Genomic DNA, 15814 nt, shown 5'->3' on the forward strand with positions numbered 1-15814 from the left:
TGCAAACGTTCCTTAATGATGAGCGTAGCAAGAGCCATTCGTGCTGATATTGCTGGGGGGCCTTGACCGGATTGAGTTAGCTTTCCATGGTACTCATTTTCAAATTCATCCCAGGGAATCAGGTGACCCAATTTTACCCAGCGGTTGTCTGGGGACAATCTGCCGCCAAAAGGTAGCTCAAATTCTAAAACAAGTTGCTTCTCATTGTGCCTGTACATAAATTTTTAACCTCAAAGTGCAAGGCTTTTTCAAAAACCAGCCTGTTATCATTGCAGTTCAGGCACAAAACATATCACGTTTCGTATCTGTTTTCAGTGGAATAGATATTATTCAGCAACCTCTAATTAAGACGTTGTTTGAATATCTATGCAATTTATATTGTGAACGTGGTCAAAATTACTCAGAGTATATAAACGACAATCGTATTGTTCTACACAATCATTTTGGCAACTATTTAAAAAAGATGGATGAATTTTATTCAAATGAATCGTTTATTCCTCAACAGATTGTCACTGATTATATTTCGGGCATGACAGACGATTATGCGCTTTGTTGCATGAAGCAAATAACAATACCTAAACCAATACAATTTTCGAATGTATAAATTGGGAAAAAGAGCCTGTTTGGAGAGGGTCACCTCTTTGCCACTTGTTCCCCTTCACAGCTTGGCATTTCGGGATGTCTACGCGTAGGCATCCCCTACCCCCCCACCCCAGCCTCCTCCTTCCGCCTCTCAACAAACTCCTCCACACTCCGCTCAATCACCCTCAACCCTCGCCGATATCCGGTGTAGTACCCCTTAATCTCCCCCGCCTCCAACAACCTGTAAGCATGAGCCCGTGAACAAGAGATCATCTCTGCCGCTTCCATTACATTCACCGTTCGTTCAATCATCGCTTGGGCAAAGGGGTCGCGTCTTGACATTTGACACAACCCCGTCACGGCCTGCCATTTCGGAATGTCTATGCGTAGCCATCCCCTAAACCTACCCCATAGCCTTCCGCCTCTACCCCCACCCCATATCAGATTCAATCACCCAAATCCGCATCGATTCGCAGCAAGATACCCCTTAATTTTTCAGGTCTTGAACAACGTGTAAATATGCATCCGTGATTAATTATAGCAGGGTCATCTCATATTGTAGGTGGCATTGCTATACTGTATTATGTATATGAACTATAGCTATTTTGAGAACTAAAATATCAAACAATAATAAGTGACTGTTTAAGGAATAGAGCAGTATTATTCTTGTGAACAAATGGATCAAGATAAACGTTAGGGTTCCTGTAACGGAGCCAGACCTTCACTCTTTCCATAGCCGATCGTGACGTCTGGGCCAACCCAATACATATGGACATACAACCTGTAGTCTTGATAATTAGCCGCCAAGGAGACATTCGGATTAATGAAATACACCTTATCAATCACAACGTTTTTTTTACTCTTGGTGCTGGTAGCCCCGCCGGTCTTTGCACAAGGAGCTGGGCTTGAATGGGCAATCATTCAAAAAGAGTCCATAGATCTTTGCGATGCCGGTGAATACGATCGTGCTGCCATTCTTGCTCAAAAAGCCATCCGCATTGCCGAAAGTGTTGTCGGTTCAGGCCATCCCGATGTAGCAAAGAGTCTGCTTAACTTAGCTTTAATATACGATGAACAAGGTCATTACGCTTTGGCAGAGCCCCTCTACAGACGCTCACTGGCAATTAATGAGCAGGCTCTTGGCTCGGAGGCCCCTATTGTGGTCGCAAATTTGTCTCTCCTATCGTTACTTTATGAAAAACAAAAGCAGTATGCTTTGGCTGAGCCTTTTAACAGGCGCGTGCTTACAATTAAGGAAAAGAGCCTTGGACCAGACCACCCCGATGTGGCGGATGCTCTAGGATCCTTAGCTTGGAACTACAACGATCAAGGGCATTATGCTGCGGCCGGGCCTCTTTTCAAGCGCGTGCTTACAATTAGGGAGAAAAGTCTTGGACCGGATCACCCCGATGTGGCGGATGCTCTACAATACTTAGCTTGCAACTACAACGATCAAGGCCAGTATGCTGCGGCTGGGCCTCTTTTCAAACGCGTGCTTACAATTAGAGAGAAAAATCTTGGACCGGACCACCCCGATGTGGCAAATGCTATAGAATACTTAGCCTTCAATTACGCCTATCAAGGTCATTATACTGCAGCTGAACCTCTTTTCAAGCGCGTGCTTACAATTACAGAGAAAAATCTTGGACCGGACCACCCCGATGTGGCAAATGCTATAGAATACTTAGCCTTCAATCACTACGATCAAGGCCAGTATACTGAAGCTGAGCCTCTTTTTAAGCGCAGGATTAAAATCAATGAGAAAGCCCTTGGACCGGAGCACCCTGAACTGGTCCGGTCTTTAGAGAATTTAGCAGATACTTACTTTAAGCAAGGGGACTACTATCAGGCAGAGCAGCTTTATAAGCGCGTGATAACAATTAAAGAAAAAACTCTTGGCCCGGATCACCTCGATTTGGCAAATAGTCTGTCACGTTTAGGATGGATTTATTCAGCACAAGGTGGTGGCACAGAAGCAGAACTACTCTGCAAACGTGGGTTAGAGATTAGGGAGAAGGCCCTTGGTCCAAGTCACTTTGATGTGGCCGATAGCTTGGAGGCGTTGGGGTTGTATTACGACATGCACAGTCAGTTCGATTCAGCAGAGCCCCTGTATAAGAGAGCGCTCGTAATTAAAGAAAATACCCTTGGTCCAGATCATCCAGATTTAAGTTCAATTCTTTGGCACATAGGAAGCATGTACGACAATCAGGGTTTGTACACTGCAGCAGAGCCTTTCTACAAGCGCCAGCTGGCGATTAGAGAAAAAAACCTTGGCCCAGATCACCTATCAGTATCCTATGACCTGGTCAACTTAGGTGCGATTATCGAAAAAAAAGGCAATTATGCTGACGCTTTGCAGCTCCGCTTGCGTGCATTGGCGATCACCGAGAAAAACCTTGGCCCGTACCACTCTAATTTGGTCTTTTACTTAAAAGCTATAGGAAGAAACTACTGCAAGCAAGGCAAGTACGCTGATGCGGAGCCATTCTACAAACGAATTCTGGAAATCACGGAAAAGGAATACGGCCCGAAAGACCCAAATGTGATAACAGCATTGAACAATTTAAGCGTGCTTTACGACAAGTTAGGCCAGCATGCAGAAGCAGACAAGCTCTACAAGAGTGCACAGGCGATTAAGAAAAAATAAAGTGGATAGGGCTACACATTTTTTGAAAATTGGAAAGATATGTAAAATGTGTAGCTCTAATCGCACCATCATATCAAGATGTCTACACGTAGACATACCCCTAAACCTCCACTCCCGCCTCCTCCTTCCGCCTCTCCACAAACTCCTCCACACTCCGCTCAATCACCCGCAACCCCCGCCGATTCCCGGTGTAGTACCCCTTGATCTCCCCCGCCTCCAGAAGCCTGTACGCGTGCGCCCGTGAACAAGAGATCATCTCTGCTGCTTCCATTACATTCACCGTTCGTTCAATCATGTTACCCTACCTCTTGTTGTACCAGCTGGGCCGGTTTCGATTTCCTGTGATTCTTTGTCGGACGTCCTGGGCCTCTTGCTTGGGGGCCGGTTTTGGTTTGGGGGCGTCTTTCTTCTTCTCTTGGGCTTTGGCCAGGTACCGGATGCTGGGCGTCCAGGCCGAGTCGGCGCAGGCTGCGGCGTAGACCTCGCAGTCCAGGAGGTGGTTATCTCGGCCTCCGATCTGCTGCCACTTGACCTTACGTGTCTTCTTGTCCCGGCGCTTCTCCTCGGCCAGGAACTGTTTGGCGTAGGCCAGGTCGGTTTCTGAATGGAGGTAGAACCGCTGGGCGTCGGCGGGCCTGCCGGTTTCGGGATCCGCCTCTTTACGGGCAAGCCGATAGTGCAGAAGGTCTTTGAGCTGGTGGGTATCCAAGAGCCGCAGCTCCAGGCCACCGGGGATCGGCTTGTTGCTTCGGGGCATCTTGTCCATGAGTTTTACCTGGACCTTCTGGAACTGGGTCTTGGATGCGCCCTTGATCCCGAAGATCACGCCTCGGTTGTTATCCCTAAGCCACTCGTAGGCCTCTTCGGTCCGGGTCCAATCGTCATCGGCATTTATGCCGCCGCCGGTGTCCAGGGCGGCCCGGAAGATCCCCTTGGTCTCCGTGGAGTCCTGGACCTCATACCGAGTGTTGAAGACAAGGTTTTCCACATCGTCCCAGGTGGAAAGCGTCCCGTACTGGATGAGCCAGCTTGTGAGGTCCTTGTCCCAGGCCCTGACCACAAAATAAAAGTTGGTCTTCTGCATGTCGATGCCGCAGGTGAGAGCCACGGCGTTTTTAGGCACGACACCCGGCGGGATCTCGGTTTTGTGCTTCAGGAGGTTGCTTTCGTCGGTGGTGGCCATCACCGGTTTGTAGGGCACGGCCTTGTGCTGGGTGTCGAAGGCCATCATCTTGGCCGGGTCCTGGAGGCCCTTCAGGAACGCCGCCGCCACATCGGAGAGGCTGACAAAAGGAGAGTACCAGGAAGGGAGGTGGAACCCCACGGCCACGGGTCTCTTGATCTCCTTCTCGGGCACCCACTTGCCGAGCTTCACGGCACGGTTCCGGTCGATGTCGTCCCAATCCATGCCGCACTTGGTGCAGGTGTACCGGGCGGATTTTTTCCTAACCACGGTTCTGTGGTCTGCCTGGGAGCCTTTGGGCCAGTGGATGGAAGGGAACTCCATTTTTTGAAACGTGCCGCAAATAGGGCAAGGCACCTCGTAGTGGTGCATAACCTCCACCTCCTCTTCCAGCAGTCGGGAAAAGGCGTCCCCGTCTTCCGCCGGGGTAGAGAAATAAAGGATCTTCTTGGTGAACGGGTAGGCGTTGGTTCTCATCTCTCCCAGGCTGAAGGGATCCGCCTCTTTGCCGGAGAACTCGGGGTACTTGCCCGGCTCGTCAAAGAAGATGTATCTGACGGACTCGGATGCCATGACCGCAGGCGAAGAAGCCCAGGCCATCATGATGTCCATGCCGTGGGTAAAGTTGATGGATAGGGTGGACACGTCATCAGCCTTTTTTCCCAAAAGCTCCGCAACTCTGGGGGATGATTTCAGAGAGGGGATGATCTGCCGCCTGCTGATCCGCTTCACTGCCTTTTCGTCGGGCATCACATACATGCCCGGACCGGGATCCTGGTCCACCGCATAGCACATGCAATTGATGGCCGCCTGACTCTTGCCCGTCTGGGGTGCGAAACACATGATAATTTTCTGCACCCAGGGCAGGTTCCAGGCATCCATGGGCCCCACCAGGTATTGCGTCAGGTCATTGGTCCAGAGCCCCTGGGCCGGGCCTTTGGCGACCCACCGGTGACGCTCGGCCCACTGGGAGACGGTCAGTTTCTCCTTGGGTTTGAAGATACGGCGCTCAGCGTCTGTGAAGACAACATATTGAGGGTTTCCATCATCATCATGAATCATTCTGCCATCTCCTCTAAGTCCATCTCTTTTGAATCCATTGTGCTCACGGCCATCACCGGCCATTTCTTCGGCTCCGCATACCGCCCTATGGCGCCTTCCAGTTTTTCCAGCCAAAAATCAATGAGGTCGGGCCCCATCTCCGGCTCTCCCTTCACAAGCCGGATCATCTCTCCCGCGTTGGTTCTGAAAAACGTTGCCAGGGCATTTCGAAAGATCGCCGCCCGTGCTGCCAGCTCCCCGTTGAACAGCTCCCGGTCAATGTACTGCCCGGAGTCCACCAGGGTTTTAAGTTCCCAGTGATCTGCCTGGGCATCCGCCTTCCTGGCTTCCGCTGTGAGCTTTTGCCGCTGGATCGCCTCCATGTCTTCACTGAAGGCTTCGCCATCAAGCCGTTTCAGGTGCATCCCCGCATACCGGTCCACGTCCTTCACCAGAAAGCTCCCGTCTTTCTGGGCCGGGATCCGGCCCTCGTCCCGGTGCTTGTACACCGTGGACTGGCTGACCTTGTACCCGGCCTCCTTCAGGTAGGCCGTGATGGCCTTGGGGTTTGAAAGTGTGTCTGTCATAAGTCTCTATTTCATCCCTTCAATTTTCTTGCGCCAGTTCCTCACCGTGGCCGGGTCGCACCCGATACGCCTGGCCGTCTCCGTCGTTTCCCACCCCCGGCCAAAAGAGACGAAGAGCAGAAAGAGCCCCCGGTAGTCCATGTGGCTTCCGGAGAGGAAGGTCCCGGTGAGGCTGGTGAACTTTTTCCCGCAGGCCGGGCAGGACAATCTTTTTCCGCTCCAGAATCTGAAGAGCCGTTGTTCGTCCAGGATGGAAGATCCGCACCCGGGACAACGGGCTTCGCCTTTGTGGATCCGGTTGAGGATCCAGCCCCGGCAGCACTCCAGGTCCAGGAACTCCGGGCCGAAGGCATCGGCTGCCTCGGCCGGGGTGAAGATCTCTCTGCCGTTGGCTGACTTGCATTGGTCTGTATTTTCTCGATGTTCCATTGTTCCAGCTCGTTTTAAAATTTAAGTGCGAAGAACTATCGCGCTCATTCTTACCCGCATGGGGCAAAGCCTGAGAAGGACCCAAAGCGCTTTCGGCTCCTTCCCTCTTCTTGCCAAGTCGTCATGCGTCGTTGAACCGGGTGTACTCCGGGTCCCACCGCAGATCGAACTTCCCGATGGGGCCGTTCCTGTTCTTGGCGGCGATGAGGGTTGCCGCATTGGGATGGGCCTCCTCACTGTAGACGGCGGGCCGGTAGGGAAAGAGCACGATGTCCGCGTCCTGCTCCATGGCACCGGTATCCCGCAGGTCGGAGAGGATCGGCACTTTGGAGGTGCGGTCCTCAAGCTTTCGGTTCAGCTGGGAGAGAGCGATCACCGGAATGTCCAGCCGTTTGGCAAGGCCCTTCAACCGCTTGGTGATGTCGGCCATGTCCCCCTGCTCTTTCGGATTCCAGCCCTTCATCTGTTGCAGGTAATCCACACCGATCCAGCCGATGCCGCACCGGCGATGGTACTTCTGTGCGATGGTTTCGATCTGAGAGATGCTTTGGTTCGGGGTCTCGTCGATGTAAAGCGGCATCTCGGCCACCGCGCTGGCGGCATCGTGGATGCGCTGCCACATGGCCTCGGAGGGCACCTTGCCATGGCGAAAGATCTGTGAGTTGATGCTCCCCACGTCAGAGGTCAGACGGTTGCAGAGCTGCCTTTCGGACATCTCCATGGAAAAAATCAGACCGGGAACCTTCCGCCGCCCCAGGTTCCGGGCCATGTTCAGAAGCAGCGCGGTCTTGCCCATGGAGGGCCTGGCCGCAATGAGGATAAAGTCCGTGGGATGCAGGCCGCCCATGACGCTGTCATACTCCTTGAAGCCCGTGGGAAGGCCCGGCGAACCGTCCGCCGCGTCCATCTCCTCCAACCACTCCATGGACCGGGTCGCAATGGAGGCCATGGAGATGTCGTGCCCTTCCGTCCGATCATCGTCGGTGTTGTGCATCAGGGTGACAATCTCGTTGATGTCCACACCCTGGCTGCATGCCTGCGCCGCGCTGAAGGCCTGCTTCTGCAATGTCCGGCGCTTTGCCCCCTCCCGGATGATGTCCGCGTGGGCTTTCAGGTTGGTGGAGATGGGGACACGGTCAAGAAACCGCGCTATCTCGGCTGCGGGGACCTCCCCTTTCAACCGGTGCGACACGGTCACAAGGTCCGCTGTCTTACCAGCTCCGATGATCTCAGCGATGGCCGCATAAATTAGCTGACTCTGCGGGTTGTAAAAGTCCCCGGGGCGAAGCCCGTCCACGTCAAAGAGATCCTCGTTGTCACACAGAAGGGAGGCGATCACCGACTCTTCGGCAGCTACCTGATCCGGCGTGGCCCCAAGGAATGACGCTGCACCTCGTTGTGAATTGCGTTGTTTCATGAAAAGCTCCTGTAAATGGCACCGGCATCGGTGACAACGGATTGCGGGGTGGATGCCTTTCGCTCGGCTTCATACTGCACGGCCACGTTCTGGAACCGGTTCGTCACGGCCCGTCCCTTGCGCCACCTCAGCTCAGACAGGGAGCGAAGCTGCCCCTTCCCCCAGAAGTGGTGCTCCTGTGCCCACTCCAGAACGCTCTCGATGTATGAAAAGCTGAATCCATCCTGAACCAGTCGCCCCACTGTTTCCGCCCCCTTGAAAAACAACTCCTCGGTAAGGTCCGGGGCGGCGTTGCCGTGGATCTGCCATTGCTTCTGCTGGTACTTCTCAGCAAATTCCAAAAATTGGGGGGTGATATATATATTATTACTTTCTTTAATAGGTAATTGCTCATCGGTTGTTCGCTGGTTGTTCACCGGTTGCTCGCTTTCTTCGGGTGAGGTTTGGTATGTATCCCAATTTACAACCGTAATCAGACAGAATCGGTTGCTCACGTTCTCTGTTTTGATGAATTCATCCTCTTCCAGGGCCTTGAGCATGCGCTGCAGCTTGGGCCGGGTGATCCCCTCGCCCAGGGCCCACTCCGAAACGACGATTCCGAATGAACCGGCGGGTACGTGGTGCCCCGAGAAATAGACCGGCTTGAACCGAGCGCGGTTGAGAATGCTCCACATCAACCCCCGATACTCCAGCCCCCGGCTCCAGGACACAGAATCTTCAACCTTGCGCCATGCCTTCAAATAGCCCCTTTCCATGCGATTAACCCTTTCTAACAACACAACTTTTTACTTGTATAGAACAACGTCGTGTGTTATCTTTTTCTCATTGTTTTGGTAAAGAATTTGAGCCTCGGCAGCGCCTACTGTCGGGGCTCTCTCATTTTCTGACCATTTTTACCGATTTTCTATTTCTGCTTCTCTCATCATTTCAATACATTGAAACAATTCAAATCTGCTCACTTCGTCAGTATTGGCAGTGCCCGGTATACTCTCGTCTCAGCACAGCAAGGCTCTTCTGTGTCCCGTCCTCACCTCTGCCCCTGTCAAAGAAAAACATGCACACATTCGCGTCATAGATCTGTCGTGCCCGTGTCTGTCCCACATCGAAAAGCCGCCCGGCTTCCGCAAAGCTTTTGCTTCACAGCACGGCGCGGGTAAGCTTGATGTTTCGGGTCTTCTGTTCTGGTTGTCCCATTGCGTCCTCCTGCCCCTAATTCCCACCGTCACGCACACGCCCAAGGATAAGCGCCTCCAGCTCATCCAACTCCCTCCGGCAAACCTGAAAATTTGCCAGCAGTTCAAGCTGAGCGTTCTTGGTGGGCTTACCGTTGGTCACCAGCTCCTGGGCCTTCTCCCTGAGCGTCGAAATGGCCGAGACCACGTCAAAGGACTCCTTGTCCCAGTTGTCCGTAGGTGAAAAGACATCCTCTTTCGCCACAAGGCTCATGCCCTCGGGCTCCAGGTAGCTCTTCAGGAAGGGGTCTTCAGTCACGGCCACCACGGCCTTTAAAAAGCGCAGGTTTACTTTAATGCGGCCTGTCAGGTAGTCGTAGATGGTTGCATCGGACAGAGACATCCGTTCCGCAATGCGCTTCACCACCTCCGACTTTTTGCACCGGTGCTTAACCGCTGCATTGGCTTCATTGGTGATTTCATCACGTTCTGTGTCAGCTAATACCATTCCCTAAATCTCCAATGGAAAAGTCTGTAGCCCCACCGGGTTAAGAGGGGGTACAGGTAAAGTGGAATTTTATTTTTCAAAAAATGATTTTTTTCTGAGAGAGGGGGCTGAACATGGGGTATAGAAACAAAAATAGCCCATGCCTTGCGGCTATGAGCTGATGGAAGGACCGCCGGGCCTTGTCTCCGGCCTGTGCGGGTGGTGCTGTGTGAGTGGGATAATACTTAATCGAAACGTCAGGGCGCTGTCAATAAGAAATCATTGTATCCATTAGGAGGGACCATGAAAGACTTTAACCCAACCCATCCAGGAAAAATTCTCTTCGAAGAATTTATGAAACCCCTGGGGATCAGCCAAAGCCGCCTGGCAAAGGACCTGGGTGTCCCGGCCATGCGCATCAATAAGATCGTCCATGGAAAAAGGAGCCTCAGCGCCGACACTGCCCTGCGCCTGTCACGATACTTTGGCACATCCCCAGAGTTCTGGATGAACATCCAATCCCATTATGACATAGAAATGGCAAAAATCACCCTGGGCGACACGCTGGCCGAGGTGAAGATCTTTGCAGAAGAGACGCGAGGTGACGCACCTATATGGAAGCCGGAGGACAGGGATAAACCATGATGAATGGCACCTGACTACTTGACAAGCTTTACCCATTGAAACCCGTGATCGGGATCTTTATTTTTCCAACACAACAAGTGGTATTCTTCCCCACTTTCAGCATCCTGGTAGAGTGCGACTTGCTTCTCCAACTCAACAAAAATGCTATAGTAAGGCGCTGATGTATCCTGAAATATCATTACTTTGTGCTGCGAGCGAGCTTGCAATAATTTTTGAAAATCATGTATAATTTCGTCAACATTACCCCATTCGGATTCAATAATCAGCTCTACAGAAATGAGATGGTGATTGTCCTCGGTTAACCTCACTGCACTTATATCATAAAGCCATTCTCCACAGTCTTTATTATCAATCTGACTGTCACCTATACAGATGCTCAAAGACTCGTCGTTCTTGCGAATATAATCAGCAACAGACTGCTTGATTGCGTGGGTCCAGGGGCCGTTTTTATGTTCACTTTTATTTTCTAAAGAACAGCCGGTTTTATGTATAGTTGAGATTATTTCTTCAATATTCAGCGTCATTGTGACTCCGGTTTATCAAATAATTGAGTGTTAGAGGCCACTATATTGAACGCCTTGCCAGGCAGCTTAATGTTGCCTGGCCCTATTTTTCTTCTGCAAAAGGCTTGTTAAGTTTCAACTGAACGCCTTTTTCATGTGAGGCCTACAACACTTTCTAAATTGTTTGCCTGAACCACAGGGGCATTGGGCCTTTACCGGATGAAGGGCATAATTTATCCTATCCAAAAGTTCTATTTCTTGACGCTCTAAAGCAGAAATCTCTTGGCCATCTTCAACCGACACAGAAATAAGTCCACTTGAAACTGGGTATTTTAGTTTTATCTCTCTGATCCTTGCTCGAAGCTTTAAAAACTTTTCTACTTCAGGCCTTTTTGAAATAGCCACCTCACACGAAGGGAGCCTGCAATTAGGGTTGCCATAATCAAATGTTATTGAATCATCTTTCAGGAAGAGCACTCTCTTATCGTCTCTTATTGTAGGAGTGACACAATAATATTTGTCATTTAGCTCTACGACTGCATGTCCTATAAAGTCGAACGCTACATTTTCCCAAATAGAAATTGCCCAACCAAAAACCACTCGCCCTCCAACAGCATCAGCTTCCACCATAGCGTTGTAAGCACATTTATTTATTATATATTTATCGCTATGCTGAATTTCTAAAAAACAGGTCTCTTCATGACCTGCAACCTTTAAGCATGCTTTCTTTAGCTCAGCAGAAATAAAATTTGGAACTATTGCTGGAGTAAAAGCCATATTCATCCTTGAAACTTAACAATTATTATTGGACAGATCTGTCCCGTAATACCCATTGGAATACGGGGCTGTCAGTATCCCAATTAGTTATGGCAGAGGGCCCCGATTTTTCGTTTGAGAGGCTTCCGCCATCATACATACTATAAGCCCTCAATAGCGTCCTACAATAGGTTAAAGCGCCTGTCCCCTTTTTCATCTTTGCTCGTAGCTATTAATCTTACTTGGGCTTTGACACATCCAAAACGAACACATCAATAAGTCCGGTGAGTGCTTTCGGTAAGCGTTCTTCAATGCTGCTTTTTAGTGCTTGAGCATTTCTGATGCCATGCTTTTTATGTCCAGCAACATATTCATCTTCACCAAACCAGATCACAAGAAATATACCCTGCTGCTCTGCATCTGGATGGATGGAGTATCGTTCATACAATTGATCTGAAGCGGCTGTATATAGCTCGCCATGCCACTGCCCTTTGACCTCGGTTACAAGCAATCGCCTTTTACCGCTGAACATTTTTGTCACCGTAAAATCACTTCGCTTTGCGCTCTTTAGCGGATGCTCTGGTGTCACAGTGATCCCTTGAGGCTCAAGTCTCAAGCTGAGACGCTCAGCAATAATCTCAGTTGATCGTACCTCATTTAGATGATCACCTTTCTCATAAAAGCGATCAGCGCTGTTGAACTCTCCACCATCGATAGATTTCTGGAAGTCTTGAAGCTCGTGGATCACGAGTTGACGCAATCCCTCCACAGTAACCACGGTGTCGTGTTCAAGCCAGTTCACGATTTCATCAGGTTTCGGTGGTTCGAAATCCCTCAGTGCTCTCTTTCTCAATTGCCCAGCATATATGTTCTTCAGGTTATTATTCAAATTAGCAAAACGCGAATCCTTAAGAAGCCGTTCGAGGACAGGGATAGCATCATCGGGACTATCTGAATCAATAGACCAAATCACTTCGGTCAAAAAGCGGTATGCGGTCTCTTCTTTTGGGCTTGATGTCCCCCAGGAATTTGAAAGGTATACCTTAGGCCATTTGTCGATGAATGCATCTAAAATGGCTTCTACCTTCCTTGATGTGAGCTTGGGCCAGTAGGGATGATCTCGATGACTCATTCGATCAGACCGCTCGTAGAGTATAAATAAAGTATCCTTATCTGCTTTAAGCCAATTCCAATATATTTTAGGTGCATTGTCGAAAAAATACCACGCCCTTACGAACCAAAAAGTGCGCTTTTGTTTAATATCATCATCTTCAGTCATGTTGGGCCATCTACCCATAAAGTCAGAACACCGTTCCTCAATGATTTCTTTTAATTGGCACCGGTCCCCATACTGAGCTGCAATCTCGAAAAGCTTATCTAACGGCTCAAGAGCCAATTCCCGAAAATGCTTAAGCCATTCAATTGATAATGTAGCGCGTAAGTGGCTGAAAGCCTCTTCATTGTGAAGTAACCAAAGATCAGGATGATTAAACTCCGAGTGTGATAGTTGTGGCTCGACATATTGCCGGAGAAAGCCTTCAGCGCTCTCGGCATCTGGAAAGATGAGGCGGTCTACTTCGTTCTTAAGTGCAATCCTCTCTTCTTCTGTTACTCCATTGTACCCCATATCAATGTTAGTACGTAGTGCTCTAAGCAGCGAAAGCTTAACATCTTCAAGATTACCCTTGATACGCATGATCTCCAAGCAAGCCGCATGGAGTATCATGACAGAGTGTAACGTCTTTGATGCACAGCGTAATTCAGAGATTTTGAGCAGATCTGGGATGCGTGGAGCTATAAAATCAAGACAATTTTTGAGTGCATTTCGAACGATCTTCTCATCGCCAAATACGTGTTCAATTTTTTCGGGGTCAATAAGCACAAATTTTGCGAAGCGAACCAAGCAACGCCAATCCGCCCCCCCCTCGATAATCTCTCGATTATCTGCAATATATTTTATATTTGCGACACGATTTTCCTCTTCACATCTGCTTTGGCGAGCCATCCTTCGCTTAAGCTTGGCGTGACGCCACAGACGTCTGTCTCGTTTGATTTGTAGTAAATTATCACGATTCGTCTTAGCCCACTCTCGCATGAACGAAGGTTTTTGCAGTGCTTGTTCACGCATGTGGCGCCGCAAGTCGTCGGGACCTCGGTCTTTCTCATCTCTATAGGGCTGATGTCTTTGTATGAAGCTCGCCCACAAATCTACGTTGTCAGCATCAAACGCCAAATCAATTATAAATTTGTAGTCGCCAACACGAAAAATAAGGCCAGAGTGTGACTGAGAATGTCCTTGAAACGTATTCACCCTATTGTTAAATATTTGATCACGATCAGTTAGTTTTACAAATACATGCGCGATAATACCTTGACGAAGGCTGTCATCATCTTGAAGTACTTTTACAGATTTGCTTTGATGTGCACTTATGCCCACATGGAAATTCAAACTTCGGACCCATTGCCAAATTTGTGCAGGTTTAAAAGGAGGCTTAGCCAATTCGAAGTAGCGATCCAGCATTGATCCGACAATCTTGCTCATGCCGTTTCGGCAGTCACATTCATAAGATTCCTTGCCGCATACGCAGGATAGGTCTTTGGTAAGTTCATCCAAGAGCTGTTGGATAAGCTGTAAATCCAATTCGGATATGAAGTGCTTAATAAAATATCGTTCGCCTATTATACCTTCATGTCGTTCTTTGTGGCCTGGGTAAAGCTTTGCACAGATTCGAAAGAAATTTGCAAGATAAGCCTGATCGAATGTTTCCGGCCCAAGTGTCTTGATGGTCTCTGCAGAAATTGTAAGTGACGTAGCACTGGCCTCAATAAAAAGATCGGATAGAACGGGGAGTTGGTCATAACCTTCGATATCAAGTAAACACCGATTCGCCAACCTGCGAGTGTTTTCGCTTTCATTGGGCGCTAAAACAAGTTGGCGCAACTCATCTCTTAGCTGTCCAACCCCTGGTGCCCCTGCCAAAAGTTCAAGGATTAGATCACGCAAGTGTCCATCGCTGCGAACCACAAGAAGAGGTTTGATCTCTTCCATCACATCATTAGTGAAGAAACCTGCAACACTAAATCGACGCCAGTAATCCCCTCTTCGAAAGTAGGGGTCCTCTTCCTCAATATCTTGCAACCGTTTTAAAAGCAGTCGCTTTGACGAATGTTCAAGCTGAGAGGGGTCCCCGTTTGCCAACACCGCATAAGGGTCAAGCTCAATTGCAACGTCCTCGATAGATTTGATGCCTAATGTTGCCATCCAACCCAGTAGGCCGCGTAGTTCATCTCGAACTGTTGAGTTTGGGGCGATAATAGGCAAACACTTAGATAAGGTCAGCTTATCCGCCGGGTCTGCTATTCGTTTTGTGAGATAGCCTGCGGCGCAGTATTCGGCTACAATCTTGTGAACAGGGAGGTGCTGTCCCTCACTGTCCCTGGGTTTGAAAAGACGAGAGGCCAAGATACTACCAGCCTTTACGTCGCGATCAACTAATGACGCCAGCAACGGATAAGTTCGACTTTCGGTGGCCTCTTGTATGCAGACGCCTTCAGCACCAGATAATAAGAGTTTGGTAAAAACATCAGATGCTATGCTCACCTTTTGACTGGTCGATAGCATTGAGTCGACTCTCTTTACATTGGGATTTACTTCCTTTGCTAAACGTTCGGCTGCTTGTGCGAAGATTGATTGTTTATCGGTAAAGTGTCTTTCACTTTCGATATAAGCATCAGCAAACAGCTTAAGAAATTGAGGATTGGGAAGAAGTGCTTCCAAATCAAATCGCGCAACCTCGGCCTGAAACGCAGCAAAGTCCTCCCCCGGCATATGGTGATTAAAGATCTCACGCTGTTCAATGTCTTTAAACTCGCAGAGTCCAACCACCAGAGGCGGGTGTCCGAGAAATTCGGTGAATGCCTCTGTTAAAGCGTTGTCCCACTCGCTGGATCGGCTCGTCAAGTAAACGTGTGTTGGATTTATCGCTTCAGCTTGGCCAAGTAGTTTATAAATACCGGAGGCATCTATTTTTGCTAACTCGTCAAATGCGTCGATCAAGAGCGGTATGTTTTCTTCCCTTGCTCCCACGTATACGAATTTACTCGCTGTCACTACTTTTGCACCCAATTGTTGGGCAAGACTTCCCATAAGCTCCGTTTTTCCACCACCGGGCTCAGCCAACACGACTACATACTTCGAAGCGGCGAGTAGCTCAGTTTCAGTGTAAATGTTGCCATTGATTGAGAGTCTTCGGGGAAGATAGATTGAATTCATATGCGCATAATCATTTAATATAAATCGGACTTATTCCATTCTACCGATTTGAATTATTTTTGGGCGTATCCAGGTGAATGCCATACCTT

General features: G+C 49.4%; 14 protein-coding genes and 1 pseudogene. 3 read left to right on the plus strand and 12 right to left on the minus strand.

What is annotated here, in order from left to right; genetic code table 11:
- A pseudogene (locus tag BLQ12_RS27820) lies at positions 1-218 on the minus strand (IS5/IS1182 family transposase); the annotation flags it as partial.
- A gap of 245 nt (positions 219-463) precedes the next feature.
- Here BLQ12_RS27820 and BLQ12_RS28420 point away from each other — a divergent pair.
- Positions 464-604, plus strand: a complete 141-nt coding sequence (locus BLQ12_RS28420; RefSeq protein WP_367888802.1) for a hypothetical protein — start codon at positions 464-466, stop codon at positions 602-604.
- 95 nt (positions 605-699) lie between these two features.
- On the opposite strand, the gene BLQ12_RS28425 is transcribed toward BLQ12_RS28420, so the two are convergent.
- Positions 700-924, minus strand: coding sequence for a helix-turn-helix domain-containing protein (locus BLQ12_RS28425; protein ID WP_092214993.1), 225 nt, complete (start codon positions 922-924; stop codon positions 700-702).
- Between the two features lie 481 nt (positions 925-1405).
- Here BLQ12_RS28425 and BLQ12_RS23930 point away from each other — a divergent pair, with 481 nt between their 5' ends.
- Positions 1406-3232 (plus strand): tetratricopeptide repeat protein, encoded by a 1827-nt coding sequence (locus tag BLQ12_RS23930; RefSeq protein WP_092214996.1) that lies wholly within the window; start codon positions 1406-1408, stop codon positions 3230-3232.
- Positions 3233-3332: 100 nt separating this feature from the next.
- Here the strand turns inward: BLQ12_RS23930 and BLQ12_RS23935 are convergent, their stop codons facing one another.
- From BLQ12_RS23935 to BLQ12_RS23965, 7 genes are all read right to left on the minus strand, one after another.
- On the minus strand, positions 3333-3527 hold the full coding sequence (locus BLQ12_RS23935; protein WP_092214999.1) for a helix-turn-helix domain-containing protein: 195 nt from the start codon (positions 3525-3527) through the stop codon (positions 3333-3335).
- Positions 3528-3533: 6 nt separating this feature from the next.
- Complete coding sequence (locus tag BLQ12_RS23940; RefSeq protein WP_175470040.1) at positions 3534-5477, minus strand: terminase gpA endonuclease subunit; 1944 nt, start codon at positions 5475-5477, stop codon at positions 3534-3536.
- Positions 5474-6043, minus strand: coding sequence for a MerR family transcriptional regulator (locus BLQ12_RS23945; protein WP_092215003.1), 570 nt, complete (start codon positions 6041-6043; stop codon positions 5474-5476). The genes BLQ12_RS23940 and BLQ12_RS23945 overlap by 4 nt, the downstream gene beginning before the upstream one ends.
- Before the next feature lie 6 nt (positions 6044-6049).
- Positions 6050-6472 carry a hypothetical protein gene (locus BLQ12_RS23950; protein WP_092215006.1) on the minus strand — a complete coding sequence of 141 codons (423 nt, stop codon included), beginning with the start codon at positions 6470-6472 and terminating at the stop codon, positions 6050-6052.
- Between the two features lie 121 nt (positions 6473-6593).
- Positions 6594-7889, minus strand: a complete 1296-nt coding sequence (locus BLQ12_RS23955; protein ID WP_092215007.1) for a replicative DNA helicase — start codon at positions 7887-7889, stop codon at positions 6594-6596.
- Positions 7886-8644, minus strand: a complete 759-nt coding sequence (locus BLQ12_RS23960) for a hypothetical protein (protein ID WP_092215010.1) — start codon at positions 8642-8644, stop codon at positions 7886-7888. Before BLQ12_RS23960 ends, BLQ12_RS23955 begins: the two co-directional genes overlap by 4 nt.
- A 454-nt stretch (positions 8645-9098) precedes the next feature.
- On the minus strand, positions 9099-9569 hold the full coding sequence (locus BLQ12_RS23965) for a hypothetical protein (RefSeq protein ID WP_092215013.1): 471 nt from the start codon (positions 9567-9569) through the stop codon (positions 9099-9101).
- 282 nt (positions 9570-9851) lie between these two features.
- On the opposite strand from BLQ12_RS23965, the gene BLQ12_RS23970 reads away from it, so the two are divergent.
- On the plus strand, positions 9852-10193 hold the full coding sequence (locus BLQ12_RS23970) for a HigA family addiction module antitoxin (RefSeq protein WP_092215016.1): 342 nt from the start codon (positions 9852-9854) through the stop codon (positions 10191-10193).
- Positions 10194-10207: 14 nt separating this feature from the next.
- On the opposite strand, the gene BLQ12_RS23975 is transcribed toward BLQ12_RS23970, so the two are convergent.
- From BLQ12_RS23975 to eruA, 3 genes are all read right to left on the minus strand, one after another.
- On the minus strand, positions 10208-10717 hold the full coding sequence (locus tag BLQ12_RS23975; protein ID WP_092215019.1) for a hypothetical protein: 510 nt from the start codon (positions 10715-10717) through the stop codon (positions 10208-10210).
- 114 nt (positions 10718-10831) lie between these two features.
- Positions 10832-11473, minus strand: a complete 642-nt coding sequence (locus BLQ12_RS27160; RefSeq protein ID WP_175470041.1) for an SEC-C metal-binding domain-containing protein — start codon at positions 11471-11473, stop codon at positions 10832-10834.
- Between the two features lie 217 nt (positions 11474-11690).
- Positions 11691-15725 (minus strand): NACHT domain-containing antiphage protein EruA, encoded by a 4035-nt coding sequence (gene eruA / locus BLQ12_RS23980; RefSeq protein WP_092215021.1) that lies wholly within the window; start codon positions 15723-15725, stop codon positions 11691-11693.
- Positions 15726-15814: the final 89 nt, after the last annotated feature.

The organism is Desulfoluna spongiiphila (genome assembly GCF_900101345.1).
GTDB lineage: Bacteria > Desulfobacterota > Desulfobacteria > Desulfobacterales > Desulfolunaceae > Desulfoluna > Desulfoluna spongiiphila.